Annotated in this window: 17 protein-coding genes; 5 read left to right on the top strand and 12 right to left on the bottom strand. The window is 69.2% G+C overall.

From position 1 onward, the window contains the following. Nucleotides 1-50 precede the first annotated feature (50 nt). Together J2853_RS45020 and J2853_RS45015 are read right to left on the bottom strand one after the other, a co-directional pair. Nucleotides 51-1,025, bottom strand: a complete 975-nt coding sequence (locus J2853_RS45020; protein ID WP_307568079.1) for a phosphotriesterase family protein — start codon at nucleotides 1,023-1,025, stop codon at nucleotides 51-53. 32 nt (nucleotides 1,026-1,057) lie between these two features. Next, nucleotides 1,058-1,723 carry a DUF998 domain-containing protein gene (locus tag J2853_RS45015; protein ID WP_307568077.1) on the bottom strand — a complete coding sequence of 222 codons (666 nt, stop codon included), beginning with the start codon at nucleotides 1,721-1,723 and terminating at the stop codon, nucleotides 1,058-1,060. Between the two features lie 236 nt (nucleotides 1,724-1,959). Between J2853_RS45015 and J2853_RS45010 the strand changes: the two genes are divergently transcribed. The 4 genes from J2853_RS45010 (at nucleotide 1,960) to J2853_RS44995 (ending at nucleotide 5,912) form a co-directional block, all read left to right on the top strand. Further along, nucleotides 1,960-2,322 (top strand): MerR family transcriptional regulator, encoded by a 363-nt coding sequence (locus J2853_RS45010; protein WP_307568075.1) that lies wholly within the window; start codon nucleotides 1,960-1,962, stop codon nucleotides 2,320-2,322. Next, the gene (locus J2853_RS45005; RefSeq protein ID WP_307568073.1) at nucleotides 2,319-3,299 is read left to right on the top strand and encodes an aldo/keto reductase; all 981 of its coding nucleotides are present in this window, start codon (nucleotides 2,319-2,321) and stop codon (nucleotides 3,297-3,299) included. Before J2853_RS45010 ends, J2853_RS45005 begins: the two co-directional genes overlap by 4 nt. 126 nt (nucleotides 3,300-3,425) lie before the next feature. Then, a complete protein-coding gene (locus J2853_RS45000; RefSeq protein ID WP_307568072.1) occupies nucleotides 3,426-4,034 on the top strand; it encodes a response regulator in 609 nt (202 codons plus the stop codon). A 120-nt stretch (nucleotides 4,035-4,154) separates the two neighbouring features. Beyond that, the gene (locus J2853_RS44995; RefSeq protein WP_307568071.1) at nucleotides 4,155-5,912 is read left to right on the top strand and encodes a bifunctional metallophosphatase/5'-nucleotidase; all 1,758 of its coding nucleotides are present in this window, start codon (nucleotides 4,155-4,157) and stop codon (nucleotides 5,910-5,912) included. An 80-nt stretch (nucleotides 5,913-5,992) separates the two neighbouring features. On the opposite strand, the gene J2853_RS44990 is transcribed toward J2853_RS44995, so the two are convergent. The 7 genes from J2853_RS44990 to J2853_RS44960 all read right to left on the bottom strand — a co-directional run bounded on the left by J2853_RS44990 (nucleotide 5,993) and on the right by J2853_RS44960 (nucleotide 12,155). Further along, nucleotides 5,993-6,457 carry a peptidase associated/transthyretin-like domain-containing protein gene (locus tag J2853_RS44990; RefSeq protein WP_370879503.1) on the bottom strand — a complete coding sequence of 155 codons (465 nt, stop codon included), beginning with the start codon at nucleotides 6,455-6,457 and terminating at the stop codon, nucleotides 5,993-5,995. After that, on the bottom strand, nucleotides 6,457-7,134 hold the full coding sequence (pcaH, locus tag J2853_RS44985; RefSeq protein ID WP_307568068.1) for a protocatechuate 3,4-dioxygenase subunit beta: 678 nt from the start codon (nucleotides 7,132-7,134) through the stop codon (nucleotides 6,457-6,459). Before pcaH ends, J2853_RS44990 begins: the two co-directional genes overlap by 1 nt. Beyond that, nucleotides 7,127-8,305 carry a 4-hydroxybenzoate 3-monooxygenase gene (locus J2853_RS44980; RefSeq protein ID WP_307568066.1) on the bottom strand — a complete coding sequence of 393 codons (1,179 nt, stop codon included), beginning with the start codon at nucleotides 8,303-8,305 and terminating at the stop codon, nucleotides 7,127-7,129. The genes pcaH and J2853_RS44980 overlap by 8 nt, the downstream gene beginning before the upstream one ends. A 214-nt stretch (nucleotides 8,306-8,519) precedes the next feature. After that, the gene (locus tag J2853_RS44975; protein WP_307568064.1) at nucleotides 8,520-9,266 is read right to left on the bottom strand and encodes an IclR family transcriptional regulator; all 747 of its coding nucleotides are present in this window, start codon (nucleotides 9,264-9,266) and stop codon (nucleotides 8,520-8,522) included. Nucleotides 9,267-9,358: 92 nt separating this feature from the next. Continuing rightward, nucleotides 9,359-9,748: an SRPBCC family protein gene (locus J2853_RS44970; RefSeq protein ID WP_307568063.1), complete on the bottom strand. Its 390-nt coding sequence runs from the start codon at nucleotides 9,746-9,748 to the stop codon at nucleotides 9,359-9,361. A gap of 68 nt (nucleotides 9,749-9,816) precedes the next feature. After that, nucleotides 9,817-10,722: a phosphotransferase enzyme family protein gene (locus tag J2853_RS44965; protein ID WP_307568062.1), complete on the bottom strand. Its 906-nt coding sequence runs from the start codon at nucleotides 10,720-10,722 to the stop codon at nucleotides 9,817-9,819. After that, a complete protein-coding gene (locus J2853_RS44960; RefSeq protein WP_307568061.1) occupies nucleotides 10,722-12,155 on the bottom strand; it encodes a helix-turn-helix domain-containing protein in 1,434 nt (477 codons plus the stop codon). Before J2853_RS44960 ends, J2853_RS44965 begins: the two co-directional genes overlap by 1 nt. A 228-nt stretch (nucleotides 12,156-12,383) precedes the next feature. On the opposite strand from J2853_RS44960, the gene J2853_RS44955 reads away from it, so the two are divergent. Beyond that, nucleotides 12,384-12,668: a hypothetical protein gene (locus J2853_RS44955; RefSeq protein ID WP_089205839.1), complete on the top strand. Its 285-nt coding sequence runs from the start codon at nucleotides 12,384-12,386 to the stop codon at nucleotides 12,666-12,668. 385 nt (nucleotides 12,669-13,053) lie between these two features. On the opposite strand, the gene J2853_RS44950 is transcribed toward J2853_RS44955, so the two are convergent. The 3 genes from J2853_RS44950 to J2853_RS44940 all read right to left on the bottom strand — a co-directional run bounded on the left by J2853_RS44950 (nucleotide 13,054) and on the right by J2853_RS44940 (nucleotide 14,694). Continuing rightward, a complete protein-coding gene (locus J2853_RS44950) occupies nucleotides 13,054-13,782 on the bottom strand; it encodes a DUF427 domain-containing protein (protein ID WP_307568060.1) in 729 nt (242 codons plus the stop codon). Between the two features lie 108 nt (nucleotides 13,783-13,890). Beyond that, nucleotides 13,891-14,256, bottom strand: coding sequence for an STAS domain-containing protein (locus J2853_RS44945; RefSeq protein ID WP_307568058.1), 366 nt, complete (start codon nucleotides 14,254-14,256; stop codon nucleotides 13,891-13,893). A 96-nt stretch (nucleotides 14,257-14,352) separates the two neighbouring features. Further along, on the bottom strand, nucleotides 14,353-14,694 hold the full coding sequence (locus tag J2853_RS44940; protein WP_307568057.1) for an STAS domain-containing protein: 342 nt from the start codon (nucleotides 14,692-14,694) through the stop codon (nucleotides 14,353-14,355). Nucleotides 14,695-14,783: the final 89 nt, after the last annotated feature.

Raw genomic sequence — 14,783 nt, 5'->3', positions numbered from 1 at the left:
TGATCGATTGCTCGGGAGCGTACGGCAGGCGGGCGACAAATTATGAAAAGTCAGGAGAAGTAGCGGCGAGGGTTGTCGATCAGCATCTGGTCGAGCCGCGCATCGCTCACCCCGGCCTCCCGCAGCGCGGGAAGCACGTCGTCGTGGATGTGGTCGAAGCGCCAGTTCGGAGCCGCCTGCGCCACGGCGTCCCAGGCATCGCCGAAGTAGTCCATGAAGCACGAGCTGTCGTGGCTGAGCACCATCCGGTCGGCGTAGCCCCGCTCGCAGAGAGCGGCGACGGTGGCGACCCTCTGCGGGGTGGGGTTGTAGGCGTCCAGCCCGAACCGGTCCATGCCGAGGATCGCCCCGGTGTCGGCCAGCCGCATCAGGTGGTCCAGGTCGTTGGAGTCGCCGGAGTGCCCGAGCACGACCTTCGCGGGGTCCACGCCCTCCTTGGCGAAGAGGTCCAGGACCTGCAGGCCGCTCTGGGTGAAGGCGTTGGTGTGCACGGTGATCGGCACACCGGTCCGCAGGTGGGTCTGGGCGACCGCGCGGCAGATCCGCTCGACCCCGGGGGTGAGTCCCCTGTGCTCGACCACGCACTTGAGGAACGCGGCCCTGACGCCGGTGCCGGCGATGCCCTCGACGATGTCGCGGGAGAAGTCGTCGATCATCGGCTCGGGCATGTCCATCATCAGGCCGGGGCCGCGGTGCTCGTACTGGTGCGGGAGCTCGTCGTAGGAGTAGATCCCCGAGGCGACGATGATGTTCAGCTCGGGGACCTGCTCGGCCACCCGCTGGACGCGCGGGATGTAGCGGCCGAGTCCCCACACCGTCGGGTCGACGATCGTCTTCACGCCCTTGGCCGCCACGGCCCTCAGCTTGGCGACGGCGTCGGCGACCCGGTGCTCCTCGTCCCACCACGCGCCCACGCCGTAGTTGTCGACATGTTCGGTGGAGAGGACGAAGATGTGCTCGTGCATGAGGGTCTGGCCGAGCTCGGAGACCTCGACGGGGCCTCGGACGGTGTTCACGACGGGCATGCGTGGCCTCCCGGAGCGGTACCGACCAGACTTCATACCGAGCGGTCGGTTGCTGAGACGGTAGAGCCGCGCCCGGGAGGTGTCAACCGGACTCGCTCCATCACGGCCAGCATTGTCAGCACCGTCACCTCGAAGACCACCAGCAGCCGCTGGGTCACGCCGGCCGGGATCTCCTCGTTGGTCAGGTCGATGCCGAACATCCGCACGACGTAGGGGATGACGACCGTGACCAGGACGCCCAGGGAGGCCAGGCTGAGCAGCCGCACCCACCGGGCGCAGGAACCGGCCGAGTGCCGCCGGGCCAGAAGCAGGCCGGCGATCGGCATCGTCAGGAAGGCCACGAACGCCGCGTACCGGTGGATGCCACCGGACATCGACAGCGGCACGCCGGGCTCGTCGGTGGGGAAGGCGCCGATCAGCAGCATGCACAGGCCCCAGAGCCCGACCAGCAGCGCGGCCCTGCGATCCTCGCCGCGCCGGGCCAGCAGGACCGCGACGACCGTCGCGGCCACGGCGAAGAGGGTGAGCGAGACGGGCAGCAGCCAGCCGTCCGCCTCGAACGCGTACTCGCTGATCACGGTGTGCACCGGATCAAGGCCCGTGACCACGTGTAGCCCGAGCATCGTCACGGCCCCGGCGCCGATCGCCGCGTAGCCGCCGAGGATCATCCTGGTCCCCGGAACCGCCTGACTCTCCATGCCTCAACCATGGCGACGATCAAGATCACGGAATATCCGAAATGGCCCCCAGCGGCCCCTGACGGACCCCGGAGAAGCCCCGAGCCGAGGTAGGGCGAATGGGAGGGGCCGACCCCTGTCTCCTCCCCTGTGAGCTGCGCGAAGACAGGCGGCGGTAGGGCCCGCCCCCTCAGGGTCGCCGCCCCGGGGGGACCCGGTTTGACTTCGAGCGCACTCTAAGGCGCAAGGTGGTGTGCATGGGGATGACCATCCAGGAGGCCTCGCGCAAGTCGGGGCTGAGCGCGCACACCTTGCGCTACTACGAGCGCATCGGGCTCATTCACGCGGTGGACCGGAGCATGAACGGGCATCGCAGCTACACGGAGCCCGATCTGACCTGGCTCGACTTCCTCACCAGGCTGAGATCGACCGGCATGCCCATAGCGGACATGTGCCGATACGCCGAGCTGCGCAGGCAGGGCCCGGAGACCTTCGCCACGCGGCGGCGGCTGCTGGAGACCCACCGGGAACGGGTCAGGGCACAGATCTCGCAGCTCACCGGGGACCTGGAGGTCCTCGACCACAAGATTGACTTCTACAACACTCAGGAGAACGAATGAACAGGCGCCGTCTCGGCCGGAAGGGCCCGGAGGTCTCGGCCATCGGGCTCGGCTGCATGGGAATGTCGGAGTTCTACGGCGAGGCCGACGAGACCGAGTCGATCGCGGTCATCCGCCACGCCCTCGACCTCGGCGTGAACTTCCTGGACACCTCCGATACGTACGGCAGGGGCCACAACGAGGAACTGGTCGGCCGGGCGATCTCCGATCGCCGGGACGAGGTGGTGCTGGCCACCAAGTTCGGCATCCTCCGGAGCGACGACCCGGCTTACCGAGGCGTCGACGGCAGCCCCGAGTACGTGAGGAAGGCCGCCGACGCCTCGCTCCGGCGGCTGGGCGTGGACCACATCGACCTGTACTACGCGCACCGCCGCGACCCGAAGGTGCCCATCGAGGACACCGTCGGCGCGATGGGCGAACTGGTCGCCGCGGGCAAGGTCGGCAGGATCGGCCTGTCGGAGGTGAGCGCGGAGACCCTGAGGAGGGCCCACGCCACCCACCCGATCTCCGCCCTGCAGAGCGAGTACTCGTTGTTCACCCGTGGGCTGGAGGCGGAGATCCTGCCGGCCGCCCGGGAGCTGGGCATCGCGCTGGTGGCCTACTCGCCGATCAGCCGGGGGCTCCTCGGCGGCACGCTGCCCCCCGCCGAGGAGTTGCCCGACGGCGACTTCCGCAAGAACATTCCGCGTTTCAGCGGGGAGAACGGGGCGCACAACGAGACGCTCGTCGGCGAGGTCCGCAGGATCGCCGAAGAGGTGGGCTGCACTCCGGCCCAGCTCTCCCTCGCCTGGCTGCTGGCCCAGGGCGAGGACGTCATCCCGATCCCGGGCACCAAGCGACTGCGTTACCTGGAGGAGAACGCGGCGGCGGCCGACGTCACGCTGACCTCCGGCCAGCTCGCCGCGCTCGAGGCCGCCGTGCCGGCAGGGGCCGTCCAGGGCGACCGCTACCGGGACATGTCCGGCCTCGAGCGCTGATCCACGTGCGGGGGGCCGCGATCTCACACCGCGATCTCACACAGAGACCGGCTCCCGCGCGGGGTTCCACTCCCCGTCGGTCATCCGGATCATCGCCACGCCGACGGCGCCGAAGACGACCAGGCCATGATCCGCCGTAGGCTCCGGCTCGTCATCGGCACCCAGCCGGACATCCAGGTGATCGGCGAGGCCGTGGACGGACGCGAGGCCGTGGAGACGGCCAGGCGGCTCCGGCCCGATCTGATGCTGCTCGACATCTCGATGCCCCGTCTGTCAGGCATCGCCGCCGCCCGCGAACTCCTGGCCGACCCGGACCCGCCGAAGATCCTCATTCTGACGACCTACGACACCGACGAGAACCTCGACGGGGCGCTGCGCGCCGGGATCAGCGGCTTCCTGCTCAAGGTGTCGCCGCCCGAGCGGTTGTTCACCGCGATCCGCACGGCGGTGAGCGGCATGGCCGTGCTCGACCCCGCGGTCACCGCCCGGGTCATGGCGGGCTACGTGGGCGCCGCCCCCGTCCCGGAGACCGTCACCCGGCGGGAGCGGGAGGTCCTCACGCTGATCTGCCGCGGCCTGAGCAACTCCGAGATCGCCGCCGCACTGTTCGTCACCGAGTCCACGGTCGGCACCCACATCAACCGCCTGCTGGCCAAACTCCACCTGCGCGATCGCGCCGAGACCGTCCGGTACGCCTACGAGCACGGCCTCGTCCGCCCCCGCGAGGGTGAATGACCGCCTCCGACGGACCAGATGGATGATTTACCCCGTTTTCACCCTTCTGGCCTGTGATCATGCCAGCTTGTAAGGATGCCGTAATCGGCGGGCAACCTTGAATGGTTACTCTGTGGTCACATGCGTAGTAAGAAACTCGCCATACTCGGCATGGCCGGACTGACGGTCATGGCCGCTCCGACCGTCGCGTACGCCTCCCCCGACAAGTCCGTGACGGTGACCGTGATGGGCACCTCGGACCTGCACGGCAACACCCTCAACTGGGACTACTTCAACAACGCGGAGTACAACGACAGCAGGGCCAACGACATCGGCCTGGCCAAGGTCTCGACGCTGGTCAACAAGATCCGCCGCGAGCGCGGCGCGGACCACACCCTGCTGTTCGACTCCGGCGACACCATCCAGGGCACGCCTCTGGCCTACTACTACGCCAAGGTCGAGCCGGTCAACGAGACCGGCGAACTCCACCCGATGGCCCGCGCGATGAACGCCATCGGCTACGACGCGGTGACGCTCGGCAACCACGAGTTCAACTACGGGCTGCCGTTGCTGGCCACGTGGGTGAAGCAGATGAAGGCCCCCGTGCTCGGCGCCAACGCCGTGTACGCCAAGTCGGGCCTGCCCGCCTACGAGCCGTTCACCATCAAGACGATGAAGGTCAAGGGCGAGAAGCCGATCCGCGTCGGCGTGCTCGGCCTGACCAACCCGGGCGTGGCGATCTGGGACAAGGGCAACGTCGAGGGCAAGCTCCGCTTCACCGACCTGGTCGCCAGCGCCAAGAAGTGGGTGCCGGTCATCCGCGGCCGGGGCGCGGACGTCGTCGTGGTCACCGCGCACGCGGGCGACAACGGGATGTCCTCCTACGGCAGCGAACTGCCGATCGAGAACGCCTCGGCCATGGTCGCCGAGCAGGTTCCGGGCATCGACGCGGTGCTGTTCGGGCACGCGCACAACGAGGTGGCGCAGAAGTTCGTCACCAACAAGGTCACCGGGCAGCAGGTGCTGCTCACCGAGCCCAGCCGGTGGGGTCAGCGGCTGAGCGTGATCGACTTCCAGCTCACCAAGAAGCGCGGCAAGTGGACGGTCACCGGCAAGTCCTCCGCCACGCTGAACACCAACACGGTGGGCGAGGACCCGAAGATCGTCGCTCTCATGAAGAAGCAGCACGACACCACGGTCAAGTACGTCAACACGGTGGTGGCCCAGTCCAAGGAGGAGTTGCTGGCGGCCGAGTCGCCGTACAAGGACACCCCGATCCTGGACTACATCCACAAGGTCCAGACCGAGACGGTGAAGAAGGCCCTGGAGGGTACGGCGGACGCCGCGCTGCCGGTGCTGTCGATCGCCGCGCCGTTCAGCCGGAGCGCGACCTTCCCGGCCGGGCCGATCAGCGTGCGTGACATGGCGGGCCTGTACATCTACGACAACACGCTGATGGCCGTGAAGCTCACCGGGGCCCAGCTGAAGGACTACCTGGAGTACTCGGCCAGGTACTTCAACCAGCTCGCGCCGGACGCCCCGGTCGACCTCTCCGCGCTGACCAACGCGAGCGGCACCCCGGACTACAACTACGACCAGTTCTCCGGCGTCACCTACGACGTGGACGTCGCCAAGCCGGTCGGCCAGCGGATCGCCGGGCTGTCCTACCAGGGCGCCCCGGTCGCCGCCGACCAGCAGTTCGTGGTCGCGATCAACAACTACCGCCAGTCGGGCGGCGGGGGCTTCCCGCACGTCACGACCGCCCCGGTGGTCTACAACGCCCAGGTGGAGATCCGCCAGGCGCTGATCGACTACGCGACGGCGACCGGGGTCATCGACCCCGCCGGCTTCACCGAGGCCAACTGGAAGCTGACCCGCGACGGCAAGCCGCTCTTCTGACCTGACGAGGGCTCCTCGCACGACATGTGACAACGGAAGGGGGCGGCCGGGAAACCGGCCGCCCCCTTCGGGAAATCGCGTCAGGCCTCCGGGCCCGCGTATCCGGTGTGATCGAAGAACACGGTCTCCCCGTCGCCCCGCATCCGGATGTCGAACCGGTAGGACCGCTCCCCCGAGGGCGAGGCGACCAGCGTGCTCCGCCGCAGGGGGTCCACCTGGGCCAGGAACGGCGCCTCGTCGTCGAGGTAGGCGCGGGTCCAGACCGGCTTGAGCAGGCCACGGGCGAACACGAGCACCGGGATGTAGGCGTCGGGCCTGGCGGTGCGGAAACGGTAGGAACCGTCCGCCTCGGTGGGGCAGCGGCCGAACAGGCCCGGCTGGCAGATCTCCAGCAACGCGTCCGGCACCGGCTCGCCCGCGCCGTCCGTCACCACTCCGTGCAACTCGATCGCGTCCGGGTGGTCCTCGGGCGCCACGAAGGGCCCTTCGGCGTACGGCAGGGCATACCCGTAGAACGGGCCCACGGTCTGTGACGGGGTCAGCATCATTCCTCCTCGAAGGGGGTCGCGCCCAGCACGATGTCCCACCGGTAGCCGAGCGCCCACTCGGGCTCGGTGACGTCCATGTCGAAGGCGCAGACGAGCCGTTCGCGGTCCTTGGGGTCGGGGACCGACTGGAAGATCGGGTCGTAGGCGAAGAGCGGGTCTCCGGGGAAGTACATCTGGGTGACCAGCCGCTGGGTGAACGCGGTCCCGAACACCGAGAAGTGGATGTGCGCGGGCCGCCAGGCGTTGTGGTGGTTACGCCACGGATAGGCGCCGGGCTTGATCGTGACGAACCGGTAGTTGCCGTCGGCGTCGGTCAGGCAGCGGCCGGCGCCGGTGAAGTTGGGGTCGAGCGGGGCCGGGTGCTGGTCCACCGGATGGGCGTACCTGCCGGTGGCGTTGGCCTGCCAGAGCTCCACCAGCGTGTTCGGTACGGCCCGCCCCCGGCTGTCGAGGACCCGGCCGGTGACGACGATGCGCTCGCCGATGGGCTCGCCCTCGTGCTGCCTGGTCAGATCGTTGTCGAGCGGTCCGACCGGCTGGTGGCCGTAGACCGGGTCCACCAGCTCCATCGCCTCGGGATCGAAGGCGGGCCGCACCAGCGACTCCGAGGGGGCGCGCAGCACCGTACTGCCGTAGGAGGGGGTGAGGTAGTGCGGGTGTGGATCGTCATGCATGGGATGCTCCGGGTTCGAAGGGCAGGCCGACGTAGTTCTCCGCGAGCGTGGTCGCGGCGGCCGTCGAGGAGGTGACGTAGTCGAGGTGGGAGGTCTGCAGACGCCCTCCGTAGGCGTCGTCGGCCTCGAAGGTGTGCAGCAGCGTGGTCATCCACCAGGAGAAGTGCTGGGCACGCCAGACCCTCTTCAGGCAGGTGGCGGAGTAGGAGTCCAGCAGCCCGGTGGAGCCCGTCTCGTAGAAGTCGGCCAGGGCCGCGGTCAGCAGCCGGACGTCCGCGACGGCCAGGTTGAGTCCCTTGGCCCCGGTGGGCGGCACGATGTGGGCGGCGTCCCCGGCGAGGTAGAGGTTGCCGTGGCGCATGGGCTCGGCGACGAAGGAGCGCATCGCCGACACGTCCTTGGCGAAGATCGGCCCCTCGGTCAGCTCGAATCCGGGGACCGTCTCCAGGCGGGCCCGCAACTCGGCCCAGATCCGCTCGTCCGGCCAGTCGTCGATCGAGGTGTCGGTCGGAACCTGGAGGTAGAAGCGGCTGATCTCCGGGGTCCGCATGCTGTGCAGCGCGAAGCCCCGGTCGCTGTGAGCGTAGATCAGCTCCTCCGACGACGGCGGGACCCGGGCGAGGATGCCCAGCCAGGCGAACGGGTAGTCCCGCTGGAAGATCGACAGGACCCCCTCGGGGATCGACGGCCTGCAGACCCCGTGGAAACCGTCGCACCCGGCGATGACGTCGCAGTCGAGGCGCTCGCCCTGGAAGGTGAGGTAGGGGCTCTTCTCCAGCGAGTGCGGGGCCACGTCGGGGACGTCGAAGAGGATCTTCCCCCCGTCGGCCAGCCGCCGGGCGATCAGGTCCTTGACGACCTCCTGCTGGCCGTACACGGTGATGGCCCGCCCGGGGACGAGCTTCTCGAACGGGATCCGGTGCCCGGCCCCGCCGTACCTCAGCTCGATGCCGTGGTGGGGCAGCCCCTCCTTCCGCATCCGCTCGCCGACGCCCGCCTCGTTGAGCAGGTCCACCGTGCCCTGCTCCAGCACGCCGGCGCGCACCCGCTGTTCGACGTACTCCCTGCTGCGAGCTTCCAGCACCACCGAGTCGATGCCCCGCAGATGGAGCAGATGGGAGAGAAGCAGTCCGGCGGGTCCCGCGCCGACGATCCCGACCTGAGTTCGCATGATCCGAGCATTCCGTACCGGTCACACCGCTCGCGCCACAACCTTCCGCTCAGCGGAAACCGCCGCGATCACGACATCCGGCGGCACGTCGCGGGAGAGCGTGCTCACCGCCGTCGGCACCGCGAGCGCCGACCGCCGCGATCACGACGCTCAGCGGCACGTCGTAGAAGAGCACGCTCGCCGCCGTCGGCACCGCGAGCGCCGATCACGACGCTCAGCGGCACGTCGCGGCGAGGTCGCGGGAGAGCGCGCTCGCCGCCGTCAGCACCGCGGGCGCCAGCCGCCGCGGGTCGGCGTTGTGCCGCCAGGTCACCAGCGACAGCGCCGCCACCACCTCGTCCGCGCCCCGGCGCACCGGCACCGCGACCGAGCAGGTGCCCATCGACATCTCCTCCTGGGTGCAGGCCACCCCGGTCCGCCGGATCTCCTCCAGCTCGGCTCGCAGCCGCACCGGATCCACCACCGTGTTCGGCGCGTGCACGGTGAGCTCCCTCGCGAGCACCCGGTCCACCGTCTCGGGGGCCGCGAAGGCCAGCAGGACCTTGCCGACCCCGGTGGCGTGCAGTGGCAGCTCCCCCGCCACCCGCGAGAGGATCGGCACGGACCGGGGACCGCGCAGCCGCTCCACGTACAGCGCCCGATCGTCGCGGAGCACGGCGAGCTGGACGTTCTCGCCGGTGGCGGCGTAGAGGTCCTCCATGTACGGCAGGGCCAGCTCGCGCAGCTCCCGCGGCTCGGCCGCCTGGCTCCCGATCTGCCACAGCCTCATCCCGACCCGGTAGGTCCCGTCGGGCAGCCGCTCCACGAATCCGCCGTCCGCCAGCTCCCCGACCAGCCGGTGCCCGGTGGCCAGGGGAAGCTCGGCCCGCCGGCAGATCTCGGTGAGCGTCAGCCGCACGTCGCCGGGCAGGAACGCGCCGAGGATGGCCATCACCTTCCCCGTGACCGTGGGCGCTCTCACACCCCCCAGCCTAGGGCGCTCCGCGGCCCGGCCGCCTCAGCCCGGCCGCCTCAGCCCGGCCGCCTCAGCCCGGCCGCCTCAGCCCGGCCGCCTCAGCCCAGGCGCGAGACCAGGACCCCGGCGCGGGCGAGCTGCACCTCGCGGGCCTTCCTGGCCGCGTAGCCCAGCAACGGCCTGGCCCACGCGTGCACCACGAGGATGTCCTCGACCTCGGTCCCGCCGCCCTTCTCGGTGAGGGTGAACCGGTAGTCCAGGCGCACCCCTCCGGGGCTCTTGACCTCCCCCTCCACGGTCCTCGGCGTGCTCCGCACCGTCACCTTGATCATGTTGTCGTATTTGACGAGGCCGAGGAACCTGAGCCGCTCGACCGAGGTGTAGCGCGTCTCGTCCTCGCCCCGCTCGACGTCCTTGACCGCCACCACCAGCGGCGAGAGCCCCACGTGGCTCTGCGGCTGACTCAGGTGCGCGCGGAGCGTCTCCACGCTGTTATTGACATGAAAGATATTGCGCAGCGTTACTTTTGGCATGCTTTACCCCCGTATAAAGCTCTTTACTGGGAGACAGTAACGGGTTCGGCCATGTACCACCGGGCATGTTGCTCACCTCGGGTGAGGGAATTCAGCCGCCGGGGCAATTCCCTGCGGGAGAAGGGATCGGCTCCCGCGTTGCGGATGTGAATGCCCACCGCGTACAGGTCCCGGACCTCCATGAGGGTGGAATACCCGGGCCACGAACGCAGGTCGCTGCCGTACGCGTCGGCGAAGGCGTCCACGTCGGCGGCGGTCAGGCCGAAGCGGCGCTGGCCGTGGTAGGTGTGGACCAGGTCCCACTCGCGGGGGCCCACCGCCACGCCGTCCCAGTCGCAGAGCACCACGTGGCCGTCCGTGCAGCGCAGCAGGTTGTCGATCCAGGCGTCACCGTGCAACAGCACCGGGGCGCCGTCCACGCCGAGACCCGACCAGCGGTCGGTCAGCTCCGCGATGCGGTCGCGCAGCCAGGCCCGCTGGCTGGGCGTGAGCTCCTCGGAGCGGTCCACGGCCCGGCGCACCTCGGACAACGGGTCGGCGAACCGCTTCAGCGCCACCGGCGGCACCGGCAGCAGGTGCAGGCTGCGCAGGATCTCGCCCAGCTCCGTGGTGGTGGGGCGGCCGCTGGCCGGCACGTAGTGCCAGAAGGTGACGACCCTGCCCTCGTGCACGACGGGCTGGTCGGAGATCTCATCGGCCGGACGCACCGCGGGGAACCCCTGTTCGGCCAGCCAGCGGGCCACCGCGAGGACCAGCGGCAGGCGGGTCAGCGCGTTGGGCGCGGTGGCGATCCTGACCACGATCTCGCTGCGCAGCTTGAAGACGGCGTTGCTCCGCACCCGCAGCAACTCGGCGTCCCTGTGGTCGATCCCGAGGTCCTCACAGACCTCACGCAGGACCGTGAACGCCTCCTCCGCGAGGGAGCCCATCAGCTTGCCGGCGCGGCGTCGGCGAGCAGGTCGGTCAGGCGGCGCACCGCCGTCGCCCTGCGTCTGACGGCCGGCACCTCCGACAGCAGCGACCGGGCACGGTTGAGCACGATGGAGGTGCGATGCTCCGGCGGCACCTGGAGCAGGGCCTTCTCCGCCAGGTTGCAGGCGTCCTCGACCTTGCCGTCACGGACCAGGTGCGCGGCCTGGTCGAGCAGGATGAGCACCGGGTCGATGGCGTAGGGACCCGAGGGGCCCGGGGTCCAGTCGACCTCCTCGCCCAGCTCGATCAGGGTGCCGATCCGGTAGAACTGCAGCCGCCGCTCGGAGAAGCGGAAGGCCAGGTGGTCGTGGCCCTCCGGGGGCATCCTGGCGAAGATCCGCTCGGCCTCGGCCAGCGCGACCCTGGCGGCCTTGTGCTCGCCCATGTGGGCCAGTGCCCGCGCCTCCGCCGCCGCGCCGAGCGCCGCCGGGGAGCTGGGCGCGCTTCCGGCCAGCATCCTGGCCTCGCGTGCCAGCCGTACGGTCTCGGCCAGATCACCGTAGTAGTAGGGAAGCATCGCCTGCTGCGCCCGGACGAGGGCACGCAGCCGCACGTCGCCCATGTCGTCGGAGGCGGTGCGCGCGGTGCCGTACCAGGCGTGGGCCTGGCGGGTGTCGCCGAGCTTCATCAGCGCGTCGGCCGACAGCAGCGCCAGCATCACGGTGGCGTTGAGCAGGCGCCGCTGGGCCATCGCGGGCTGGCGGGCAGCCGAGAGCGTCCGGACGTCCGACAGCTCCAGCATCATCCGGTAGAGCATGGGCAGCGGCGCGCTGGTGATGTACTCGCGGCGGTAGCGCAGCACCTGCTCGTCGAGCCGGTCGAGCTGCTCCTCGGAGACGGTGGCGACGGCGAGCGTGCGGTCCAGGTCCTGGCGGGTCCGCTCGACCTCGGCCAGCAGCCGCCCGGTCATCACGAACCGGGAGCCGAGCAGCGCGTGGTGGAACAGCGCGCGGCGCTCCATGTCGTCGTCGGCCCGGTCCTCCGTCTGGTACGGCGTGCGGCCCTCGGCACCCGAGACGACCACGACCCTGGCCCCGTCGTCGTCGTCGCAGTAGTCTCCCGCCAGGCCGAGACGTACCGAGTTGGCGCGGTAGAGCCGGGCGAGCAGGTCGATGGTCTGCGGGCGCGGTCTGGCCCGGTTGTTCTCCCAGGCGTTGAGAAGGTCGATGCTGGCCCTGGCCTCGCCGAGGTTCTGGCGCTCGCAGAGCTCCTCCAGCTCCTGGACGGACTGCCTGGCCGACCACCCCCTGGCCAGCCGGTGCGCCTTGAGCAGGCTGACCCCACAGCAACCGTGGATGGCCTGGGCGGTCTGCCAAGGCGTCCACTGCCGGGACTCCGCCTGTTCGCGCCATCGTCGTGCACATGCGGGCGAATGCTCACCTCGCGCCACGGCACCCCTCCAGTCGCTGTTTACACAAGGTTAACGAGGACGCACCACAGCGTAAGCACGCCTGTGCATTGCATTCCCTTTATTCGTGGTTTTCCCACGGAACATCGAGGAGTTTCCTGTCTATTCCACTGATCCGGCCTCGGACGGGAGAAAGGACGATTGCCCGATCTGCCATAAAACCGCACTCTGCAGAGAAGCATGTCCCAGCGTCCGCCAGGAGTGATCGGGATGATGGCAGAGCGCGGCGAGGCCGTCGACCATCTGCAGCGGTTGGCCGCACAGTTGGAGGCGCACGCCTTCCAGGTGTGCCTGAGATCGCCGGCGGGGCTGTTCCCACGCCTCCACGTGATCAACCCGATGGCTCCGGCGAGGACCGAGGACGTCCTCGCCGCCTACGAGGACGACGGCGAGTGGTGGTTCTGGCTGTCCTGGGCCGGCCGCATCGGACATGCCGAAGATGTCGCCACAGCTGCGGAGCGTGTGGCTAGTGTGCTTCATGTGATACGCAGATAGGTGATTCTTGGGCTTCACATGGGTAACACCCGATGATGCAAGCCCAGAATGGAGCGGGACCGTGAAAAGGATCCAGGTCGTCCAGCGTCCGCGTCCGCCTCGTGAGCCTGTGCCGCTCGATCTCCGGAGCCCCTCAGGCCGTCCGCTCCCTTTTTGACGCCTTCCGGCGCCGAAGGAGATCCTTCTCCGGCGTCGCGAGGGATCCGCGCGCCCGCCGGCGCCCCCTGGCCGAAGGAGACACCCTCTTCCACGTCGCGAGGGATCCACCCGTCCCCGGCGCCTCCGTGTTCGCGGGCACGGACGGGCACGGAGACGTTCGTCGGCGCGGAGGCGTCCGTCGTCGCTCCGTCCGCGCCCTCCGGCCGAGAACCTGGGGCCGCCGGCCTCAGGCGAACTTCGTCTTCGGGCGTTCCTGGATGACGCCGTTCACGTAGATGTCGACCTTCTCGTTGTAGAAGGAGATCAGTCCGGCGATGCGCTGGCTCTCCTCCAGCGGGGTCCGGTAGGACCAGGCCAGGTCCGCGTGCCCGTTCACCTTCCAGTACTCGGCCTCTCCCTTGTACGGGCACCTGGTCACGGTGTCGGTGGGAGTGAGCAGGTCCAGGCGGACGTCGGTCTTGGGAAGGTAGTAGCGCGGCGGCAGGCCGGTCTCGAAGAGGATCCGGGGGTTGTGGGAGTCGGCGACGGTCACGCCGTCCACCTCGACCCGCACGCGCCGGGAGGAGGGCAGGATGTCCACCCGGGTGTAGGGGTCGCGGACGTGGTAGTAGACCTCCTCGTCCTCCTCGAACCAGGCGTCCATCGCCTCCCAGTCCAGCCGGACGTGGTCGCGCAGTTCCTCGATCGGGGAGTTCGGGTAGGCCAGCGCGGCGTCGGTCACACCCTCCACGTCGTACAGCACCGAGTCACCGCGGCTGGGCACGTGCGAGGTCCGGCCGTTGGGCTTCAACTCTACGGCGACGTCATCCCGGGGGAAGTAGTAGGTCGGGTAGTAGGGCACCTCCCACACCAGCAGCACCCGGGTGGTGTCGGCGATCGCCCGGCCGCCGAGGAAGGCCCTTACTCTCTTGGCCCCGCGTTCGACCCGGACACGTCCACGTGTTATCGGCTCCATGACCGCGCCAACCCCGCCCGTCACCGGGTTATTCCAGGTGGCGGCGTGGAGGGCCCGGGCGGGACCGCCCGTCCCCTCCGGGGCGTGCCTTTCGCTCTCCCGGGCCTTTCAGGCGACCTCGAGCGCGTCCGTCACGGAGGGGAGCACCTCGAAGACCTGGGTCAGTCCGGCGAGATTGAGCCGGCGTGCCAGGTTGCCCTGGACCCCGGTGAGGATGAGCCGGACGCCCTCGTTCAGGCCGTGGTGACGTGCCTGGAGCAGCTCGCCCATTCCGGAGGAGTCACAGAAGGTGAGAGCCGAGAGGTCGAGGATCAGAGTCGGTGACCGCAGGGCCTTCCATGCCTTGTCCAGCTCCGCTCGCAGCACCGGCGTGTGGTAGTAGTCCAGCTCTCCGCTCGCCTGCACGACAAGCGTCGTACCGTGCAGTCCGGAGGTGGCGGTGAAAACCGACTCCGGTCCATTTTCGATGGACATGTCCAACCTTCTGCCCTGCCCTTCCCAGCCCTGCAACTTTCTCATATGGGGCAGGCCGGACCGAATAGCGCGCGTGCAGCGCATCTCCACACGCCTTCAGCCGGTGGCGGGAAACGCGTTCATCGCCTCCTCGACCGTGCCACGGGTGTCGAACAATCCTCCCACTCCGAGGCGGTTCAGCCGCTGCCTCATGATGGACGGGATGCCCACGAGGATCAACGAGCCCGCCATGCTCCGGATATGGGCCAGGGCATACATCAGCACACCGTAGCCTGTCGAGTCGCAGAAGGTGACCTCGGTGAGGTCGATCACCAGGCGAGGGTGGTCCGCCGACTTCAGAACGGCGTCGGTCTGTTCCTTAAGGAGCGGGGAGGATCCGTAGTCCAGCGCGCCCGTCGCGTGCAGGGTTGTGCAGCGATCACCCCTGTCGGTCCGCACGTGAAATCTCGAATCAACCGGAGTATCCGACATGGGTTTCCCCCCTCTCATGTCACCGGTGCCCCAGACACACGGGGCTAACCCAACGA

The organism is Streptosporangium lutulentum, from assembly GCF_030811455.1.
Lineage (GTDB): Bacteria > Actinomycetota > Actinomycetes > Streptosporangiales > Streptosporangiaceae > Streptosporangium > Streptosporangium lutulentum.
Note: the sequence above shows the minus strand (reverse complement) of the source record. Positions and strands in the feature narration are given on the sequence as shown.